This window comes from Paenibacillus sp. JZ16 (assembly GCF_015326965.1).
Classification (GTDB): Bacteria; Bacillota; Bacilli; order Paenibacillales; family Paenibacillaceae; genus Paenibacillus_AQ.
Genome location: NZ_CP017659.1, coordinates 4,318,341 through 4,337,840, shown reverse-complemented (window position 1 = coordinate 4,337,840; position 19,500 = coordinate 4,318,341). Strand labels below are relative to the sequence as shown.

At 50.4% G+C, this 19,500-nt stretch carries 16 protein-coding genes; all 16 read left to right on the top strand.

Annotated features, from left to right (window positions below):
• Nucleotides 1-10: 10 nt before the first annotated feature.
• Nucleotides 11-985, top strand: a complete 975-nt coding sequence (locus BJP58_RS19695; RefSeq protein ID WP_071219342.1) for an ABC transporter ATP-binding protein — start codon at nt 11-13, stop codon at nt 983-985.
• The gene (locus BJP58_RS19690) at nt 985-1,950 is read left to right on the top strand and encodes an ABC transporter ATP-binding protein (protein ID WP_071219343.1); all 966 of its coding nucleotides are present in this window, start codon (nt 985-987) and stop codon (nt 1,948-1,950) included. Before BJP58_RS19695 ends, BJP58_RS19690 begins: the two co-directional genes overlap by 1 nt.
• 213 nt (nt 1,951-2,163) lie before the next feature.
• Entirely contained in the window at nt 2,164-3,135 is a 972-nt protein-coding gene (locus BJP58_RS19685; protein ID WP_194540265.1) for a D-alanyl-D-alanine carboxypeptidase family protein, read from the top strand.
• A gap of 240 nt (nt 3,136-3,375) precedes the next feature.
• Nucleotides 3,376-4,362 (top strand): LCP family protein, encoded by a 987-nt coding sequence (locus BJP58_RS19680; protein WP_071219345.1) that lies wholly within the window; start codon nt 3,376-3,378, stop codon nt 4,360-4,362.
• Between the two features lie 223 nt (nt 4,363-4,585).
• Nucleotides 4,586-5,020: a CBS domain-containing protein gene (locus BJP58_RS19675; protein ID WP_071219346.1), complete on the top strand. Its 435-nt coding sequence runs from the start codon at nt 4,586-4,588 to the stop codon at nt 5,018-5,020.
• Nucleotides 5,021-5,280: 260 nt separating this feature from the next.
• Nucleotides 5,281-5,583, top strand: coding sequence for a MazG-like family protein (locus BJP58_RS19670; protein ID WP_174819218.1), 303 nt, complete (start codon nt 5,281-5,283; stop codon nt 5,581-5,583).
• A 5-nt stretch (nt 5,584-5,588) separates the two neighbouring features.
• Nucleotides 5,589-6,506: a DUF2232 domain-containing protein gene (locus tag BJP58_RS19665; RefSeq protein ID WP_194540264.1), complete on the top strand. Its 918-nt coding sequence runs from the start codon at nt 5,589-5,591 to the stop codon at nt 6,504-6,506.
• Between the two features lie 11 nt (nt 6,507-6,517).
• Nucleotides 6,518-8,518 (top strand): DHH family phosphoesterase, encoded by a 2,001-nt coding sequence (locus BJP58_RS19660; protein WP_194540263.1) that lies wholly within the window; start codon nt 6,518-6,520, stop codon nt 8,516-8,518.
• Entirely contained in the window at nt 8,515-8,958 is a 444-nt protein-coding gene (rplI, locus tag BJP58_RS19655) for a 50S ribosomal protein L9 (protein WP_071219349.1), read from the top strand. Before BJP58_RS19660 ends, rplI begins: the two co-directional genes overlap by 4 nt.
• A gap of 1 nt (nt 8,959) precedes the next feature.
• A complete protein-coding gene (gene dnaB, locus BJP58_RS19650; protein ID WP_071219350.1) occupies nt 8,960-10,324 on the top strand; it encodes a replicative DNA helicase in 1,365 nt (454 codons plus the stop codon).
• Nucleotides 10,325-10,730: 406 nt separating this feature from the next.
• Nucleotides 10,731-12,020 carry an adenylosuccinate synthase gene (locus BJP58_RS19645; RefSeq protein WP_194540262.1) on the top strand — a complete coding sequence of 430 codons (1,290 nt, stop codon included), beginning with the start codon at nt 10,731-10,733 and terminating at the stop codon, nt 12,018-12,020.
• A 594-nt stretch (nt 12,021-12,614) separates the two neighbouring features.
• Nucleotides 12,615-13,301 (top strand): hypothetical protein, encoded by a 687-nt coding sequence (locus BJP58_RS19640; RefSeq protein ID WP_194540261.1) that lies wholly within the window; start codon nt 12,615-12,617, stop codon nt 13,299-13,301.
• Between the two features lie 272 nt (nt 13,302-13,573).
• On the top strand, nt 13,574-15,142 hold the full coding sequence (locus BJP58_RS19635) for a M23 family metallopeptidase (protein WP_194540260.1): 1,569 nt from the start codon (nt 13,574-13,576) through the stop codon (nt 15,140-15,142).
• Nucleotides 15,143-15,662: 520 nt separating this feature from the next.
• The gene (gene yycF / locus BJP58_RS19630; RefSeq protein WP_071219355.1) at nt 15,663-16,394 is read left to right on the top strand and encodes a response regulator YycF; all 732 of its coding nucleotides are present in this window, start codon (nt 15,663-15,665) and stop codon (nt 16,392-16,394) included.
• Nucleotides 16,394-18,223, top strand: coding sequence for a cell wall metabolism sensor histidine kinase WalK (gene walK, locus BJP58_RS19625; RefSeq protein WP_194540259.1), 1,830 nt, complete (start codon nt 16,394-16,396; stop codon nt 18,221-18,223). Before yycF ends, walK begins: the two co-directional genes overlap by 1 nt.
• Nucleotides 18,220-19,500 carry a YycH family regulatory protein gene (locus tag BJP58_RS19620; RefSeq protein ID WP_194540258.1) on the top strand — a complete coding sequence of 427 codons (1,281 nt, stop codon included), beginning with the start codon at nt 18,220-18,222 and terminating at the stop codon, nt 19,498-19,500. Before walK ends, BJP58_RS19620 begins: the two co-directional genes overlap by 4 nt.

Here is a 19,500-nt window from a genome sequence, read left to right as displayed (position 1 = left end):
AGATGCGAATATGGCAAAAGAATTAGTTGAATTCCGCAATTTAAAAACGCATTTTCAAACCTCCGCAGGCACCGTGAAAGCCGTCGACGATGTAAGCTTCAAAATCCGTGAGGGTGAAACACTGTGCGTGGTGGGTGAGTCGGGCTGTGGTAAAAGCGTAACAGCCATGTCTCTTATGCGTTTAATTGATACACCTCCAGTAGGAGGAGAGATTCTATATGAAGGCAAGGACCTGTTGAAGATGAGCAAGCGCGAAATGAGTTTGATTCGCGGTAACGATATCGCCATGATCTTCCAGGAACCGATGACCTCACTGAACCCGGTATTAACGATCGGGGAACAGATTGTAGAGCCGATTCTGCTGCATCAGCTCGTAAACCGCAAAGAAGCTAAACAACGTGCCATCGACCTCATCAATCTGGTAGGAATACCGCGTGCGGAGAAGATTTTCGACTCCTATCCGCATGAGCTCAGCGGCGGTATGCGCCAACGGATTATGATCGCGATTGCACTTAGCTGTAATCCCAAACTTCTGATTGCTGACGAGCCAACAACAGCGCTTGATGTTACGATTCAGGCCCAGATTTTGGATCTGATGCGCGACATCAAGGGGAAGTTGAATACATCCATTATGCTGATTACGCATGACCTTGGTGTCGTAGCGGAGATGGCGGACTATGTTGTTGTTATGTATGCAGGAAAAGTCATTGAAGAAGCCCCGGTTATTGAGCTCTTCAAACAGCCGAAGCATCCATATACAAAGGGACTTTTGAAAGCTAAGCCCATCATTAATCAGACCCAGGAACGTCTGTATTCGATTCCGGGGCAGGTACCCAATCCGGTAGATCTTGGAGACAACTGTCATTTCCATGATCGCTGTGAATCATGCATGCAGATTTGTAGAGAGAAGACGCCTCCGCTCGGTACGGATCCTAACGGCCATAAGGTCGCTTGCTGGTTGTATGAAGAGGAGGGGAAAGCGTAATGAGTCAAGCACTGATCGAAATCGATGGTTTGAAGAAATACTTTCCCATCACCGGCGGCATATTGCAGCGGACGGTGGGTAATGTAAGAGCAGTTGACGGAGTCAGCTTTTCCATTAACAAAGGTGAATCCTTCGGGCTTGTAGGTGAATCCGGCTGCGGCAAGAGCACCATTGGCCGAACCATTCTCCGTCTGCTGGAGAAAACGGAAGGTAAGGTTATCTTTAATGGTCAGGATATCCATACCTTGTCCAAAGAGAAAATGCGTGCACTGCGTCCGAAGATGCAGATCGTGTTTCAGGATCCTTTCAGCTCCCTGAACCCAAGAATCAAGGTTGGCGAAGCGATCGGCGAAGCACTCATTGACCATGGCTTAGTGAACCGTAAGGATCTTAAGGATCGCGTGATTGAAACACTTGAGATTTGCGGCCTTGCTGCCTATCATTATGATCGTTACCCGCATGAATTCTCCGGTGGACAGCGTCAACGGATCGGGATTGCCCGCGCATTGATTCTGAATCCAGACTTTATTGTAGCGGATGAGCCGGTTTCCGCGCTGGATGTATCGATTCAAGCGCAAATCATCAACTTGCTTAGTGATTTGCAGCGCGATAAACAGTTGACTTACTTGTTCATTTCACATGATCTCAGTGTTGTAGAGCATTTGTGCAACCGAATTGGGGTAATGTATCTGGGATCGATGGTGGAAATGGCCAGCAAGGAAGAATTGTTCCGCAACCCGCTGCATCCCTATACAAAAGCCTTGCTATCGGCTGTGCCAGTACCGGATCCAACGCTGAAGCGCGATCGGATCGTACTGCAGGGAGACATCCCAAGCCCGGCGAACCCGCCTTCCGGCTGCAAGTTCCATACTCGCTGTCCGCTGGCTTCAGACCTGTGCAAGCAGGAGATTCCAGAGTATCGCGATATGGGTAACAATCACTTCGTTGCTTGCCACTACGCTTAATATGACTCTTCGTATCTAAAGTTTCTGACAGCAACCAGAGCGATTATTAGATAAAAATTTCTAGAGGGACTTCCTCCGTCTGCGGACGGGTGGGGGTCTTTTTCATTTCAGAGGACCAACGGACCATTTTACAAAAATTCCTAAATAAAATTTTCGAAAAAAAGCAGACCAAAAGCCCTTTTTATCCGTCTATTATTATGGAGGGCTAATTCTATGAAAAAACGGTGGCTTTGGCTGGTCATGATATTGTTAATAATCGTCCCGATTGGGGCGGTTGTCATAGGAAATATAGAACGAGCGGGATTTAAACCGAAGGTGGACGCGCGAGCGGTTGTCTTGATGGATTTAAACACCGGGCGTATTTTGCTCAGCGAAAATGGCGATGTACCCTTACCGCCTGCAAGCATGTCCAAGTTGATGACCGAGTTGGTTATTCTGGATGATATTAAAACCGGGAACCGATCCTGGGACGATGAAGTCAAGATAAGCGATACCGCAAGTGACGTAAGCGGCGTTAAAATCGCCTTGAAATCCGGCGAAATCGTGACGGTACGCGAATTGTTCCAGAGCATAACGGTTTATTCGGCCAATGATGCGGCCGTAGCGCTTGCCGAGCATTTTGCAGGCTCCGAGGAAGCGTTTGTCCGAAAAATGAATGCCAAGGCAAAAGAGATTGGCTTATCCAGCGCGACACGATTCGTGAATGCGTCGGGAGTCGAGCGAAACACAGCCAACGATCAAGCCTGGTCATCGGATGGAGAAACGGCGATGACCGCAGAGGATACGGCCAAGCTGGCAGCACATTTGATTCGAAGCCACCCGGATATTCTTAGCACCTCCAGCAAGACCCAAACCAAGATCAGCGGACGGAATTTATATTTAAGCAACACCAATTGGATGCTGCCATCGGTAGGAGGTCCTTATTCCTATGAAGGCACTGACGGATTAAAGACAGGGTATACAGCGAACGCAGGATACTGCTTCACGGGTACTGCGGAGAAACAAGGCAGTCGGCTTGTTGCCGTTGTCATGGGTACCGAGTCCAAAGAAGCAAGATTTGAAGAGACGCGAAAGCTATTTGACTACGGATTCGCCAAAACGTTAACATGGAGAGAGCGGCTGGATGACTGGTTTCAATATTCGGGGATCTCAGCCGCTCTTACGCAAGATAAGAGACCTGTTTAGCAGATCGCTGAAGATTTGGTAGATTTATAGAACTGCCGGTGAAGGGTTCACATTTGACAATAATCTGGTTTACAATAGATGATGTGTGAACTGACCTACTGATATGAAGTGAGTCAACGGGAGGAGTTCCCGTTTAATAAGGAGAGGAGGGGGAGCCAAGTAGCTTGGGGTGCAAGCAAGGACCTTTAACGATCTGACTTATCTATTCATTTATTTTATAATAAAGAAGGAATTGAACTCATGAAGAGGAAATCAATATATATTACTCTTGCTTTGGTCATACTGCTTGGCTCAACCGCATTTTTGTTCAGAACGCAGCTAGCGGTTGTTGCATTTGATCTGTTTATGGCAAAGGATGTAGAGGAATCATTACAGAAATCGTATAAACCGCTCCAGAGCGACAAGACACCTGAACCTGTCGTACTTCAGAGCGAGCCGTTCTCGGTTATGCTGCTCGGGAGTGACCAGCGTGAGGATGAACCTGCGCGTTCGGACACGTTGATCTATGCGGTTGTGCGTCCCATGGAGTCCAAAGTGCTCTTAATTTCGGTTCCAAGGGACACGTATGTCGATATTATCGGTAAGGACAAGAAAGATAAGATTAACCACGCGTTTGCATTTGGCGGTCATCAAATGGCCAAAGATACGATGGAGGCATTTTTCGAAGAAGAACTTGATTATTATGCTTCCATTAATTTTCAGGGCTTGAAGGATGTTGTTGATGCCATTGGGGGCGTGGAGCTGCCGATCGGCAAGGATATCGTCAATAAAGGTAGAGACCATGAGAAATTCACGATTGAAGCCAACAAACCGATTTATAACGGTGAAGAAGCATTGAATTACGTCCGTTATCGGGAGGACAGCGACTTTAATCGTGCGAAGAGACAGCAAGTGTTTTTGGACGTAGCGGCCAAGCGGGTGATGAAGCTTGATCAGATCGGCAAGGTGCCTGAATTGATTGAGATCATGGGTGATAATTTCCAGACCGATATGCAGCCTAAGTTCATTATTGACCTGGCGAAACAGATGCTGACCGGTGGCAAAGTGGATATGACCAGCTATACGATCATGGGGGAAGGCATGAAAATTGGCGGCGTCTATTATAACGAGCCCGACATGGAAGACGTGCAGGAAGCCCGGGATCTAATTGACAACTGGATGAACCCCGATACGCCGGCTGATCAACTGCTGCAGCCCAAAGATGCTGAGAAGCAAAAGTTGAAATAAATAAACACCGGTACACCCGGATGATGTCATAGTACGTTGCTTCATCTCAATCAGCAGTCGGATGGCTGCTGATTTTGTGCCCTATATAAGGAATCAGAATGGCGAAGTTAACGTATGTATGAGTATGGATAGGGGAAGGAGTAACCTGCATACCTAGGCTTTAAATCAGGAAGGTTACTTAACATGACTTCAGAGGTTGGAGTCATAAGGAGGATAATTCATTATGAATATCGCTTTTTTTCTGTTACCGAAGCAGGAAGTGATCTGTTTAACACTGGATTCTACGCTCAGGCAGACGCTGGAACGGATGGAGTTTCACCGATATACAGCCGTGCCCGTACTGGATAAGAACGGTCAGTACGCAGGGACTGTAACGGAAGGTGACCTGTTATGGCATATGAAGAATTCGGAAGGCAAAATCACTTTTGAGAACGCTTCGAAATTTTTGTTGAAGGATGTTCCTTTTCGTATGGATATCAAGCCGGTGTCGATTGACGCCCGGATGGAGGATCTGATTAATCTGGCCAAGGTGCAGAACTTTGTACCTGTCGTGGATGATATGAACCGCTTTATCGGAATTGTACGCAGAAGCCTCATCATAGAGTACTGTGAACGAATTGTCTCCAAGGAGACGATGGAGTCCCACGGGGCATCATAATCAAGCAGGCTTGAAAATAACAAGGGCGTGGGACCACGATGACAATCTGGGTAACACGCCCTGTTTTTATCGAAACGAGCTGCAGCGAAAAAGCGGGGAGGAATAACCGGGGCCCGATTGGAGCACAAAGAGAAGGTGGGTTACCGAGTGCGAACTGGGACTAAGGATGGACGGGGGGCATGGGCCTTTGTGTGGGCGGCTTTTTTTTATGCTATAATGGAGAATAAAGCTGTTTTCAGGGAGAGATGGATATGCCAAATATGCCGAAGGACTTGGATGTAGCTAAACGTGCCAAAGTGATTGAATGGCTCAAAACCGAAGTAATTGACAATGTATCCCGCTTATTCAAAGCTCTATGGGAAGGCAGCACTACAAAGGTTGGAGACAGTTTGGTAAGCCTGATGATGAGCTCATACATACTGGGCCGAAGGCTCGGCTTGACCTATCGGGATTTGGACGATCTCTTGTTAGAGAAATTGAAAAAGCATAAGCAGGAAGGACATCAGCTGGAAGATTGGTACCAGGATATTTCCGCGCTCGAAGAACATTTGCGTAAGAGGTGAACATATTGAAACTGCGCTGGACTACGGCGGTATGGAGCGTTATTTATTTGCTTCTGCTGCTATCATTACTCACACCCTTTTCGATCGTAACGGCTTTCTTGTTAGTTCTACCGGTTGCGATTCTGTTTACGGCCTTGAATACAAAATCATTTATCATGCATGTGGTGCCAGTGTGGCTGATCGCGCTTCTGATTCACCCTATTTATGTGTTATTTGCGATCTATTTTGCCGTTCCGGGGATTGTCATGGGGTATTTGTACCGGAAGCGGAAGGCAGCTATGCAGGTATTGAAGTATGGCATGGCAGTCATGCTGGTGGAAATGCTTCTTCTGCTCATGATCAGTACCGCCTTCTTCCAGTTAAATCTGTCGGAGTATGTGGATGAGATTGTGAAGATGACGACGGCTCCGCTCACGGAGATGGGTGTAGAAGGAGGCCTGGGAGGACAGTTCCTTGGCACCGAACTCGATACACAGTTAATAAAAGATCAAACGATGCGCTTGGTTCCATTTGCGATGATTATCAGCTCATTCCTCATGACGGTGGTAACCCATGCTTTGGCTCGTCCTACATTGGGCAGTATGGGCTTGACCGTGCCGCGCCTGAAGCCGGCTAGAGAATGGATGCTGCCGCGTTCCCTGATCTGGTACTACTTGCTCATCTTCTTCATCAACATAGCAACCGTTAATTCGGACAATACCTTCATGAAGATGATCGTGGCAAACGCTACGCCTTTGCTGCAGATCTGCTTCATGATTCAAGCGCTAGGGTTCTTCTACTATCTCACTCACGAACGGAAGTGGCATCCGATTGTACCGCTTTTGACGGCTATACCGATTGTGCTGTTCCCGCCGGCTATGATCATCGGAATCCTGGACCTGGCATTTCCACTTCGTCAGGCGTTTAGTAAAACCAAAAGATAGGGTGATGAGTCATGCCTAAATTTCTGCAGAAGCGCTGGCACGGCTATCATACCGTCTGGGCGTTTGCGCTGGTGCTTCTGCTTGTTATATTTCTGTCGTTCTACAATACCATTCTGGGGCTGGTCGGTCTGCTGCTTGCGGTGGCAGGCGGCTATGCCATGCTAAAGACGGAGATGAAATTCCGCCGCGAGCTGGTCGATTATATTGGGGATCTGTCATTTCGGATTCAGCGGGTCGAAGGCGAAGCGGTCAGCGTGCTGCCATTTGGCATTGTCCTGTACAGCGAGGACAAGACCGTGGAGTGGCATAACCAATTCGTGGTCAATATGTTTCCGCAGCAGTCGTTGGTCGGCGCATCCTTAGAGGAACTGTTTCCCCAGCTGGTTGTCGCGATAAAGGAAGCTGAAGAGAAGAAGGATAACAAGGAGAAGCTGCCGAAAGAAATTCGTCTGGAGATCTCCCACGAGGATAAGTTCTATGGAGCAACGGTCATTCCGGATGAGCGATTAATCTATCTGGATGAGATTACCGAGCTGGCCGTGCTAAGGCAGCGGTATGAGGATGAGCGATTGGCCTTGGGCATTATCATGATGGATAACATCGATGAAGCCTCGCAGGGGATGGATGATCAACAGCGAACGGCACTGATTGCGAAGGTAACCAGTGAGATTACCGATTGGGCGCGTGAATTTAACGTCTATTTGCGGAGACTTTCCTCGGACCGTTATTTGATGATGCTCAACCACAGGTCGCTTGATGCGCTGGAGAACAGCCGCTTTCTCATCTTGGATGAAGTCCGGGAGATGACCGCCGATCTGAAGGTACCGCTGACGCTAAGCGTTGGTCTTGCTTTCGGTTCAGACGACATCACGGAGCTTGGGCAGTTGGCACAATCCAGTTTGGATATGGCACTGGGCCGCGGCGGAGATCAGGCAGCTGTCAAAGCGGGCCAGAGGCTCTCCTTCTATGGCGGTAAATCCAATGCAGTGGAGAAACGGACGCGCGTAAGAGCACGCGTAATCTCCCATGCGCTGCGCGATTTGATGCAGGAGAGCGACAAAGTGATCATCATGGGTCATAAGCTGCCGGATATGGACGTGGTCGGCGCTGCAATCGGCGTGTTGAAAGCAGCTCAGATGTATAAAGTGGAGGCTTATATCGTGATGGAGGGCATGAATCCGTCCATATCGAGGCTGATGGAAGAGGTCCGGAAGGACGAAGCCTTGATGAACCGATTCATCTCCACCGAACAAGCGATGCAGATCATGACAGAGCACACATTGCTCGTTGTGGTTGATACGCATAAAGCCTCCATGACGATGGAGCCGCGGCTGGTTCATCGCGCAAGCCGGGTCGTTGTAATGGATCATCACCGGCGCGGAGAAGAGTTTATTAACGATGCGGTGCTGATCTATCTTGAACCGTATGCCTCATCAACCTGCGAGCTGGTTACGGAGGTGCTGCAGTATATTCACGAACGGGTATCCCTTACGCCGGTTGAGGCAACGGCCTTATTGGCGGGGATCACGGTGGATACGAAGCATTTTGCCCTCCACACGGGATCGAGAACGTTCGAGGCTGCCGGTTTCCTGCGTCGTCACGGAGCCGATACAATGATGATTCAGCGGGTACTCAAGGAAGATCTGACAGAATTTATAGCGAAGGCAGAAATCGTGAAACATGCTAGAATGGTATATGACCATATCGCCATTGCGGTTTCGAAGAGCGGGGAGCCCATGCCGCAGCTATTGATCGCTCAAGTGGCGGATATGCTGCTGAATATGACGGATGTGCAGGCATCGTTTGTCATAAGCGAACGCACAGACGGCAAGATTGGCATTAGCGCCCGCTCCATGGGCAAGATGAATGTTCAGATGATTATGGAACGTCTCGGGGGAGGCGGACATTTAACGAACGCCGCAGTACAACTGGATACGACGCCTGAGAAAGCCGAGGAGAAGTTGATGGAAGTACTGAAGGACATCGAAGCGAAAGAGGGGTTATTTGAATGAAAGTCATTTTCATAAAAGATATGAAGGGTCAAGGCAAGAAAGGTGAAGTGAAGGAAGTTTCGGAAGGATATGCAACAAACTTCCTGATTCCGCGTGGGGTCGCTCGTCCGGCAACCGACGGCAACATGAAAACACTGGAGCAGCAGCAGGCTTCCGAGGAGAAGCGCAAGGCTCAGGAGAAGGAAGAAGCACAGGCGCTCGGCAAAAAGCTGGAAGAGATGACGGTTGTCCTGAAAGCTAAGGCTGGAGAAGGCGGACGACTGTTCGGCGCCATTACCAGCAAACAAATTGCTGAAGCGCTGGCAGGACAGAAGATCAAAATCGACAAACGCAAAATTGAACTTAGCGATCCGATCCGCAGTCTGGGTGTTACCCAGATTCCGGTGAAGCTGCACCCTGACGTCAAGGCGACGCTCAAGGTTCAAATTACGGAGGAGTAATATGGGAGGAGAACTCTATTTCGATCGGGTCCCCCCGCAGAACCTTGAGGCAGAGCAGGCGGTGCTGGGTGCCATTCTGCTGCAAAGTGAAGCGCTGATTACAGCGATGGAGCGGGTGCAGGCCGAGGACTTCTACGACAAAACGCATCAGATGATCTATGAAGTTATGGTGCAGCTCGGGGAAGGCAATCAACCGATCGATCTGGTGACCCTTACATCTCTCCTGCAAGATAAAGGGCAGCTGGAAGAGGTCGGTGGTGTCAGCTATTTAGCAAAGCTGGCCCATGCGGTTCCGACGGCTGCGAACGTGGATTATTACGCCCAGATCATCGAAGAGAAATCGATGCTGCGGCGGTTGATTCGCACCGCAACACAGATTGTCAGTGAAGGATATACCGGAGGAGAAGATGTATCCGGTATGCTCAGCGAGGCGGAGCGGCGCATTCTCGAAATTTCCAATCGACGCACGGGCAGCGGATTTATTGCGATCCGCGACGTGCTGATGGAAGTATTCGAGAAGGTGGAGGTTCTCCATCAAAACCGGGGGAATACAACGGGAATTCCATCCGGTTTTGTGGACTTGGACAAAATGACAAGTGGATTCCAGCGCAACGACTTGATCATCGTAGCTGCCCGTCCTTCCGTAGGTAAAACCGCGTTTGCATTGAATATTGCTCAGAACGTGGCCATTCGTGCCAAAGAAACCGTGGCGATCTTCAGTCTGGAGATGTCAGCGCCGCAGCTCGTACAGCGTATGATCTGTGCGGAGGCTAACCTGGATGCAGGGGTCATGCGTAACGGTGATTTCAAAGGTGATGAGGATTGGTCCAAGCTTACGATGGGCATCGCAGCCCTGTCGGAAGCCGAGATTTACATTGATGATACACCGGGTGTTACGGTTGCCGATATTCGTGCGAAGTGCCGTCGTCTGAAAAAAGAGAAGGGTCTTGGCATGATCCTGATCGATTACCTCCAGCTCATTCATGGACGCGGCAAGGCCGGGGAGAACCGGCAGCAGGAGGTATCCGAGATCTCGCGTACGCTTAAACAAATTGCCCGTGAGCTTGAAGTGCCGGTTATCGCGCTGTCACAGCTCAGCCGGGGCGTGGAGCAGCGTCAGGACAAGCGTCCGATGATGAGTGACCTTCGGGAATCCGGTTCGATCGAGCAGGATGCCGATATCGTTGCGTTCTTGTACCGGGATGATTATTACAATCAGGAAACCGAGAAGAAGAACATCATCGAGATCATCATTGCTAAACAGCGTAACGGTCCTGTAGGTACGGTGGAACTGGTCTTCCTGAAGAACTTTAATAAATTCGTCAATTACGAACGAACGCATGCCGATGCCTTTGCTGCCGGATGACGCGTTACAGGTTAACCGTATAGGCAGACATCTGCCGCTGGTAGTAAGTAAAGGGCATTTCTTAAGATATCAAGTATAATCTTCGAAGCTTGGGCCTTCCTGATATCGCAAGAAAAGCTTCCTCTAACCGCGGTCTGTCTTCTGAGAAAGTACGTCGACAGTCGTTTTTCTTATGGCGGTTCCTCGAATAATGCTGCAATCATTCGATAATCTTGTCCTAATTCCGAACAATCGTACACACTGATGTGCGATTGTTCGTTTTTGTATTTGACTTTAAAAATGGGGACTGTTACACTGGTATTGCTGCTTTAGTGCAGTGAGGTTGAAATTTAATCAGTTTGTAAAGGTTATTTCACAGTGTTTCGCGAAATATTAAGGGTGTAACAGCCCGAGCGGAGGAATGAATATGTCAACGGTAGTCGTTGTGGGAACACAATGGGGAGATGAAGGGAAAGGGAAAATCACGGATTATTTAGCTGAAAGCGCTGACGTGGTAGCCCGTTACCAAGGCGGCAACAATGCCGGCCACACCATTCTGATTGACGGTAAAAAATTCAAGCTTAGCTTGATTCCATCCGGAGTATTCTATAAAGATAAAACCTGTGTGATCGGAAACGGTATGGTCGTTAACCCGGCTGCACTTATTGAAGAGATTAATTATATTCATGATAACGGGTTCAGCACGGATAATCTGGTAATCAGTGATCGTGCTCATGTTATCATGCCTTATCATATGGTATTGGATGCTCTGGAAGAGGACCGCAAGGGTCCGAACAAAATCGGTACAACCCGCAAGGGGATCGGCCCTTGCTATATGGATAAAGCTGCACGTAACGGCATCCGGATCGCAGATCTGATGGATGCTGAAGAGTTCGAACTGAGGCTTCGCCATCTGGTGCAGGAGAAGAATCAAGTCATTACCCAGGTGTATGGCGGGGAAGCACTCGATGTTGAAGAAATTTTAACGCAATACCTGGAATACACCGAAATCATTCGTAAATATGTGCGTGACACTTCCGTCATCCTGAATGATGCGATCGATGAGAATCAAAAAGTATTGTTCGAAGGCGCGCAGGGCGTCATGCTGGACATCGACCAAGGTACGTACCCGTTCGTTACGTCTTCGAATCCTTCTGCCGGTGGTGTATGTATCGGCTCCGGTGTGGGACCATCGAAGATTCAGCAGGTGATCGGTGTGGCTAAATCCTATACGACCCGTGTAGGGGATGGACCTTTCCCAACGGAGCTGGACAATGAAATTGGGGCGTATATTCGGGAAAAAGGACATGAATACGGCACGGTAACCGGACGCGCTCGCCGTGTAGGCTGGTTCGATAGCGTAGTTGTGCGCCATGCCCGCCGCGTGAGCGGAATTACCGGCTTGTCCTTGAACTCGCTGGATGTGCTGAGCGGTCTTGAGACCGTTAAGATCTGTACCGCATATAAATTCCGCGGTGAAGAGATTACGCATTACCCAGCAAGCCTGAAAATGCTTGCAGAGTGCGAAGCGATCTATGAAGAGCTGCCAGGCTGGAGTGAAGACATTACCGGCGCCAAAACGCTGGAGGATCTGCCGGAGAACACCCGCCGCTACGTAGAGCGCGTATCCGAGCTGACCGGCATTCCGATTGCCATCTTCTCTGTAGGCCGCAACCGGGAGCAGACGAATCAAGTGCTTCCGATTTACGAGAAATAATCTAGCGTTGGACCAAGAGTAGAGAGACTAGAAGTTCAACTTCAACGATTAGATAGGTCTATGAACCTGCCGATGATAGTATCGGCGGGTTTTTCTTTTTGGCAAAGAAGGTGGAAACCAGAACGCATCCTGCGATAACATTGATGCCTAAATGTGGAAGAATTTGTCCCTTCATTTGAAGAATATTATCCCTTAGCCAGTTGTCCATCCACCCTATAATGGAGAGAGACATAGAGGACAGCACGCTGATAATTTGGAATTGGGGCTAAAGGCAGCGGGTATATGCAGTCAAATCAATGTAGGGGGGACAGAAGCCATACGAAGTCAATGAGGCGTGTGGCCTTCTTGAGAGCTGGACAAGGCACACGATCCAGCATAATAAAAACCGGATTCATCTACTAGGTTGCTAGGGATGGTTCCGGTTTTTTCATTTGGGAATGGGGCCGAAAACTAACGGAATCATGAAATATATCAAATGGAGGTAGAAAAAATGAGGGAAAGAGGATTGAAGCGATTCCGAGCCGTCAATACTGGAAAAAGAAAGCAATCATCGCCATGTCATTTCAGAGCATGTAGGAGGAAGGAGGAATACGGATGAAGTGGACGAAATGGCTGCTGAAAGTTAGCTTGACCGCCATCCTGGTGAGCACGCTCACGATTGTGACAACAGGCATCGTGGTCAATGCCTATATTCAATCGGTGTTGTCCAGTTTTAACATTCAGTTGGAGACGGAGCCGATGGGGATTGGAGGTATCATGAAGTCGATGCTCGGTATGGGCTCCGGCACCAAGCCGGATGTCGGCAGTGCCAACCCCGCGGAGGATAACAATAGGGCAGAAGATAAGAATGCTACGTCCGATGAACCAACGCCAGGGAGCGGCTTGGATCGTAATGGAGAGGAACAAGAGGATGACGAGGCGAATTCGAACCCGGCGGGAACGACGGGTGAGCCGCCAGCTGATGAAGAGGTACCTGATAATTCCTTGCCAGTAATGGGTACGAACACGACAGAGCAGCCTGACGATTCCTCGCTGGAAGATCAGGAGATTGTGATGACGCCGGGGGAAATTGTGGATCGGAAGGACAGTTTGCCAACAGAAGAGAAGGAAGAGATTTTTACCCTGCTGATGAATAAACTACCCCAATCGGAAATGCAGAAGATCTCTGCGGCGATGGAGGACGGACTGACTGCAGCGGAACTTGCGGACATCGAGCAGGGCATATCCAAATATTTGAATGCCGAGGAATTCGATAAACTGATCACCATGCTTAAAGAATAACGGTATAACGGTTATCAGGCCCGTTCTGTCACTGTTTTGTCACTGACTTGCGGTGGTTATATATTAGGGAAAATCAGGAAACCCGCGCCCAGCGCGGGTTTTTCGCTGTTTTCGTAAACTTGAAATGATTGTAATGGCTATGTTAAAGTATACGAAGATCGAAAAGGTTAAAATTTTGATACCTTTTGACAGGTTGTGTCATAATCAATACTAAGTCAGCGAGTTCAAATGAACAGATTCTTACATATGAACAAGGCTTAAAGGAGAGAGACATGAAAGGTTCTAAGGGGAAACGGTGGATGGACAGCCTCTTGCGCAAGCAAGCAGCCGATCATTCTGCCCACAACAACAACTCGAATCGAGAGCCCTCGGAGCCGTCGAATCCACAAAAACGGGGATGGACTTCACCGCGCAGGTGGATTTGGATATCGGCAGGGGCATTGCTCATAGCAGGATCGATATATACGGGCGGAAAAGCGTATGTGAACGCGAATACGGTTCCGTTCTATCATGTGTACGTAGATGGAAAAGCCATCGGTACCATTCAAGATGATGCCCAGCTTGACCAGCTGCTCAAAGAGAAGCAAAAGGAGTATCAGCAGGAGCACCCTGACGTACTTATGGTGCTTCACACCGACGGCATTACAACGAAGGCTGATCGTTCCTTTAAACCAGAGGTGAACAGCGAGGAGACTCTCCAAAAGCTGGATAACATGCTGAAGGCATATGCCCGCGGCGTGGAACTGAAGGTGAACGGCAAGACAGTTGCCATCGTGAAGGATCAGCAGGCGGCCAAAGCTGCCGTCGAAGCGGCCAAGCTGAAGTTCGCTCCGGCAGCTGCCCAGGAGGAGAAGACTCAGAGGGTCGCTTTCACGAAGACGTCGGCATCGGCATCGAGCAAGAAGAGCGATGACGGAAGCGGGCTCCAGTCCGTGGATATTAAGGAGAAGATCTCGCTTGCCAACACAAAGGCTGACCCGAACAAGGTGCTAGACGTAGAAGAAGCGGTTAAAGTGCTTACGGGCACGAAGGACAAGCCGGTGGTATACACGGTGAAAGAGGGAGATACGATCTCCTCAATTGCGCAGCATTTTGGCATGAAGTCTGCTGACGTCATGGCGCTGAATCCCGGGCTGGAGGAGAAATACGTGCAGATCGGGGCCGAGCTGCAGGTAACGAAACCGGAAGCACCGCTGACGGTAAGAACGGTGGAGGCGGTGTCGGAGAAGCAGCCAAGCAAGCCGGAAACGATTGTCCGCAAGAGCAGCGAGCTTCCACTGGGGAAACGAAAGGTCGTTCGTCCCGGGCGGGATGGCGTCAAAACCGTGGACTACATCGTAACCAAAGAGAACGGCAAGGTCATCTCTAAGCAATGGACAGGCCAACAGGTGATTCAGGAATCCCTGCCGGAAGTGGTGTATAAAGGCACCAAGGTGGCGCCGAAGAAAAAAGCGGCAACGGTGACCCAGAAATCCAGCGGCAGCATGTTCGCATGGCCGGTCAGCGGGGCGCGTATTACGAGCTCCTACGGTCATCGTTGGGGAAGAAGCCACGAAGGTGTCGATATGGTTGGCGGGAGCACGATTATGGCAGCCGCTTCGGGCAGAGTGGTCTTCGCCGGTCAGCAGAGCGGTTACGGCAATGTCGTCATTGTCGATCACGGCAATGGATACCGCACCCTGTATGGACATATGAGCAGGATTTCCGTAAGCAACGGACAATCCGTTGGACAAGGCTCCAAGCTGGGCGTCATGGGCAATACGGGCCGTTCTACTGGAACTCATCTCCATTTCGAAGTGCAAAAAAATGGAGTTGCTCAAAATCCGATGAATTATCTGTAGTTCTGTGTTATACTTGATAAACCAATGCGACATAAGCCATTATTGGTTCATATATCATAATAGTGAAGATGGCCGCTCCTTAACGGGGGCGGCCATCTTTGCGTCTAAAACAGGTGGATGCAATGGGGATGTGGGACAGAACGGGAAATAGCTGCAGTGGGGGCGCAAGCGGTATCCTTCTCCGTCGCTGTTGAATTCGGAAAATAAGAATGTTGCGTAAGCTGAGATTTTCCGAATCCAAAGGCGATCGCTGCCGCTCTCCGAATGACACCGCTCGCTGCTGCCGGAGGTTTTCCCTTATCTGTCGAATCCATCCCCGTGCCTTCCGCTGCGGAAGCGGGTAGGCCGCCCCCTGAATCGGGTAGGCCGTTGGGAGGCGGTGTGGGTGGGACAGAACGGGAGCGGTGGGTGTGTAGCGGCGGCAGGTGTGGTAAAATGAGAAGAAGACCGTTTATGTGTGAGTTCGAAGGGGGACTTTTTGAACATCCTCTTTATGTGAAGGTATGAGGTGAACAGGACAATGCAGGGAACCATTCTGGTGGTGGATGACGAACAACCCATCGCCGATATTTTAAAGTTTAACTTGGAAAAAGAGGGCTATGAGGTCATCTGCGCTTTTGATGGCATTAGCGCGGTGGAGATTGCGCTTACGAAGCGGCCGGATTTAATGCTGCTTGATTTGATGCTGCCCGGAAAAGACGGAATGGATGTGTGCCGCGAGGTACGTGCCGCGAACCTGCAGATCCCGATCATCATGCTGACGGCAAAGGACGGGGAGATTGACAAGGTGCTTGGACTTGAGCTTGGCGCGGATGATTACGTGACGAAGCCGTTCAGCACCAGAGAAATATTGGCACGCGTGAAGGCGCATCTGCGCCGTCAGCAAAAGCCGGACAACTCAGCGGATAACACAGGCGGCACAAGTGCAGGCGGACAAGGCCTGCGGCTGTTTGAGCTGTTCATTGATACCGATATGTACATGGTATATAAAAGCGGGGAAGCGCTCGATCTGACGCACCGCGAATACGAATTGGTGTATTATTTGGCCCGTAATGCCGGTAAAGTGATGACTCGTGAACATTTGCTGCAGGCGGTATGGGGTTTTGAATACTTTGGCGATGTGCGGACCGTGGATGTTACCATTCGCCGACTTCGCGAGAAGATTGAAGAGAATCCGAGCAAGCCGGAATATATCCTGACTCGGCGCGGACTGGGCTACCTGATGCGCAGCGCTAAAAACGGAGGCCTGTAATGAAGTGGCTGTCCTTCTTCCGCACCATTCAGGCGAAGGTCATCATTATATATGTCCTTCTCATACTGATCGCGATGCAGCTGATCGGGGTGTATTTTGTCAGTGCGATGAAGAACTCGCTGACCAGCAATTTCACGAAGGACTTGCAGGAACGCGCAGAGCTGATGTCGGTTCTGGCGGCCAAGACCCTTGGCGGCGAGAATGTTACGGAGGAGGACCCGTATGAGAGCTTGCGCGTCATGGTGAACAATCTGTTCAATCTGAACGGAGCCGAGATTCAGGTACTGGATTCCACCGGACGGGTACTGACAACCTCGCTGCCCTCCCATGCCGATTACGTGAACACGAAGAACACACAGACAGTTGTCAGCCGGGCATTGCAGGGTATACAGGATAATGAAGAGTATATTATCGATGATGATAACATCCGCAAAAAAGTGGTGGCCAAGCCCGTCATGTACAACGAGAAAATCGTCGGCGCCATTTATATCGTAGCCAGCATGAGCGAGCTGTACAGCACGATGCAGCGGATCAACAATATTTTTATATCGGGCATTCTCTTGGCCCTTGGCTTGACGGCGGTGCTTGGCGTCATCCTGTCGCATACGATCACCAACCCGATCAAGGAGCTGACCAAGCATGCCCGGGCCGTCGCGGACGGCCGGTTTACCGAGAAAACGCCGGTGTTCGGCAGCGATGAGATCGGCCAGCTCAGCCAGGCGTTCAACTATATGACCAGCCGTTTGCGCGAAGCCCTCTCGCAGAACGAAGAAGAGAAAGAGAAGCTGGCATCGATTCTAACCAATATGAGTGACGGCGTTATCGCAACCGATGAAGCGGGACGCGTCATTCTGATGAATCGGCGCGCCGGGGAAATGCTGGGCGTGGAGGGAGAAGAGCTGGCAGGACACGATATCGTTTCCCTGCTGGGTCTTGAGGAGTCCGAATCGGAGGCGCTGGCGCGCAGCGAAGGGCATGATTCCAAGCTGCTGGAGATTGTGCCGCGCGAGGGCAGCGAACCGTTCATGATGCGTGTGACCTTTACTCCGATTCATCGGCGGGAAATCGGCATCACCGGTACGATTGCAGTGCTGCAAGACGTTACCGAGCAGGAGAAGCTGGAAGCATCACGGCGAGAGTTCGTGGCGAATGTATCCCATGAGCTGCGCACGCCGCTGACCACCATCAAGAGTTATACCGAAGCGCTGGAAGATGGGGCGCTGGAGGATAAACAGATGGGGCCGCGATTTGTCGGCGTCATCCAGAATGAGACCGGCCGGATGATCCGGCTGGTAACGGACCTGCTGCATCTGTCACGGCTTGATTCCAAGGAGGCTGCCCTGCATAAGGAACCAACGGACATTGTGGAGATGCTGGAGGACGTTGAGGATCGGTTCTCTTTTCAAATGAAGCAAAAGCGTATCCGTACCATTATTGAGGTGAAACCGGGCGTATCGACAGCTATGCTGGACCGGGATGGCATTGATCAGGTTCTCGATAACCTGATATCCAATGCCCTTAAATATACGCCAGACGGAGGCACTATCACCATGGATGCAAGCATAACGGAGGATGGCATGCTGTCCTTATCGGTAAAGGATACCGGGATCGGCATTCCGAAGAAGGATCTGGATCGGATCTTCGAGCGCTTCTACCGGGTGGATAAGGCCCGAACGCGCAATTTAGGCGGGACAGGCCTCGGATTATCCATTGCCCGGGAAATTGTCAGGGCACATGGAGGCTTTATTACGCTTCAATCCGAGCTGGAGAAAGGCACCACGGTGACCTTCACCTTGCCCCTGGATAACGAGGGGAGGGCATTAACGTGAAGGAGCGATTAAAGACCATTCTGTTGGTTGTGCTGGTCGTGGGCAGTTTGCTGCAGAGTTACGTTTTGATTTTCCGCTTTCCGGGCAGTGATTCGGTTGTGCAATCCAAGAACGCCTATATCCGAACCGAGGAAATGGGCCCGGAGGAAAAGGCCGAGAATCTGCTCTTCCCCGACAAGATGATCATTCATCTGGGCGAAGACCAACATACGGTGTTCTATCCGAACGATACATTCTACAATCTCGTATATAACAGGCTTAAAGGACGGACCTTTGATAATTTCCAGCGGCGGATGGTCAGCAACATCGACTGGGCCAAGGTTCGCTCCGAGAATCGGGGCATTGAGCTGAGCTTTGATTCGGGCATTCCGGTTACGCTGCTCCAAAGAGTGATGCAGATCGTCCCGGACACCCTGTTTGAAGGGGAAAGCATCAATAAAATATGGCTGTACAGCGTGGAAGGCGAAGCGAAGATCCATGTCATGTTTTTCAGCATGGAGGGCGATGTGGTCTATGAAGCCGCCCAGGCGGATTTGACCGTCCAGGATGTGGATCAGCTGGTGGACTTCGGGCTGAGCTGGACGCCGTATAAGATGGTGGATGGCCGGTATTATACCCCGGCGAAGGAACTGAATATGGTCAGCATTGAACTGCCCATTGGCGAATATACGGTAGAGCAGATGCAGCGCAGCCTGTTCTTTGACCCTAGCATCACGCGCAATATCCGGGAAAAAGACGGCTCCGAGATTTATACGGACAGTAAGCGGAGCCTGCAGGTGGATCAGGGGCAAAAATGGATCAGTTATACCGATCCGGCTGCGCCGCCATCCGGTGAGAGCAGCCCCGGTAAGGATGTGCTGTCGGCCATCGATTTCGTGAATCAGCACGGGGGCTGGAATGGCACGTACAGGCTGGCTAAGGCGGGGGAATCCGAGGATCGTACGCTGGTGAAATTCCAGCAGTACTATGGCGGATTCCCGATCCTGGATACACCGGGCTTCCAGTATGGCGTCATGGAATTGGATCTACAGCAGGGAACGGTAACCTCGTATGAGCGCTCGCTGTTATATCTTGAGTCTGCTGCCTTGAAGAAACAGATGGTGAAACTGACAGGGGGCGAGGCCCTGGAAGCGAAGCTGAAGCCTTATATGGAGGGAAAGAATGTGGTTATAGGTCTGGATCCCGCCTATTTACCGGTCCTAACGGGAGAAGGACTGCTGCTAAAGCCAGTATGGGCCTTGGAGCTCCAGAACGGGTCAGTTATCACACTCGAATAA

What these genes read in the sequence shown, in the direction of transcription:
- yycF (WP_071219355.1), top strand. Translation starts at nt 15,663, where the DNA reads ATGCAGGGAACCATTCTGGTGGTGGATGACGAACAACCCATCGCCGAT.
- dnaB (WP_071219350.1), top strand. Translation starts at nt 8,960, where the DNA reads ATGGGAGGAGAACTCTATTTCGATCGGGTCCCCCCGCAGAACCTTGAG.
- BJP58_RS19685 (WP_194540265.1), top strand. Translation starts at nt 2,164, where the DNA reads ATGAAAAAACGGTGGCTTTGGCTGGTCATGATATTGTTAATAATCGTC.
- BJP58_RS19695 (WP_071219342.1), top strand. Translation starts at nt 11, where the DNA reads ATGGCAAAAGAATTAGTTGAATTCCGCAATTTAAAAACGCATTTTCAA.
- BJP58_RS19690 (WP_071219343.1), top strand. Translation starts at nt 985, where the DNA reads ATGAGTCAAGCACTGATCGAAATCGATGGTTTGAAGAAATACTTTCCC.
- walK (WP_194540259.1), top strand. Translation starts at nt 16,394, where the DNA reads ATGAAGTGGCTGTCCTTCTTCCGCACCATTCAGGCGAAGGTCATCATT.
- BJP58_RS19670 (WP_174819218.1), top strand. Translation starts at nt 5,281, where the DNA reads ATGCCGAAGGACTTGGATGTAGCTAAACGTGCCAAAGTGATTGAATGG.
- BJP58_RS19635 (WP_194540260.1), top strand. Translation starts at nt 13,574, where the DNA reads ATGAAAGGTTCTAAGGGGAAACGGTGGATGGACAGCCTCTTGCGCAAG.
- BJP58_RS19660 (WP_194540263.1), top strand. Translation starts at nt 6,518, where the DNA reads ATGCCTAAATTTCTGCAGAAGCGCTGGCACGGCTATCATACCGTCTGG.
- BJP58_RS19640 (WP_194540261.1), top strand. Translation starts at nt 12,615, where the DNA reads ATGAAGTGGACGAAATGGCTGCTGAAAGTTAGCTTGACCGCCATCCTG.
- BJP58_RS19645 (WP_194540262.1), top strand. Translation starts at nt 10,731, where the DNA reads ATGTCAACGGTAGTCGTTGTGGGAACACAATGGGGAGATGAAGGGAAA.
- rplI (WP_071219349.1), top strand. Translation starts at nt 8,515, where the DNA reads ATGAAAGTCATTTTCATAAAAGATATGAAGGGTCAAGGCAAGAAAGGT.
- BJP58_RS19680 (WP_071219345.1), top strand. Translation starts at nt 3,376, where the DNA reads ATGAAGAGGAAATCAATATATATTACTCTTGCTTTGGTCATACTGCTT.
- BJP58_RS19675 (WP_071219346.1), top strand. Translation starts at nt 4,586, where the DNA reads ATGAATATCGCTTTTTTTCTGTTACCGAAGCAGGAAGTGATCTGTTTA.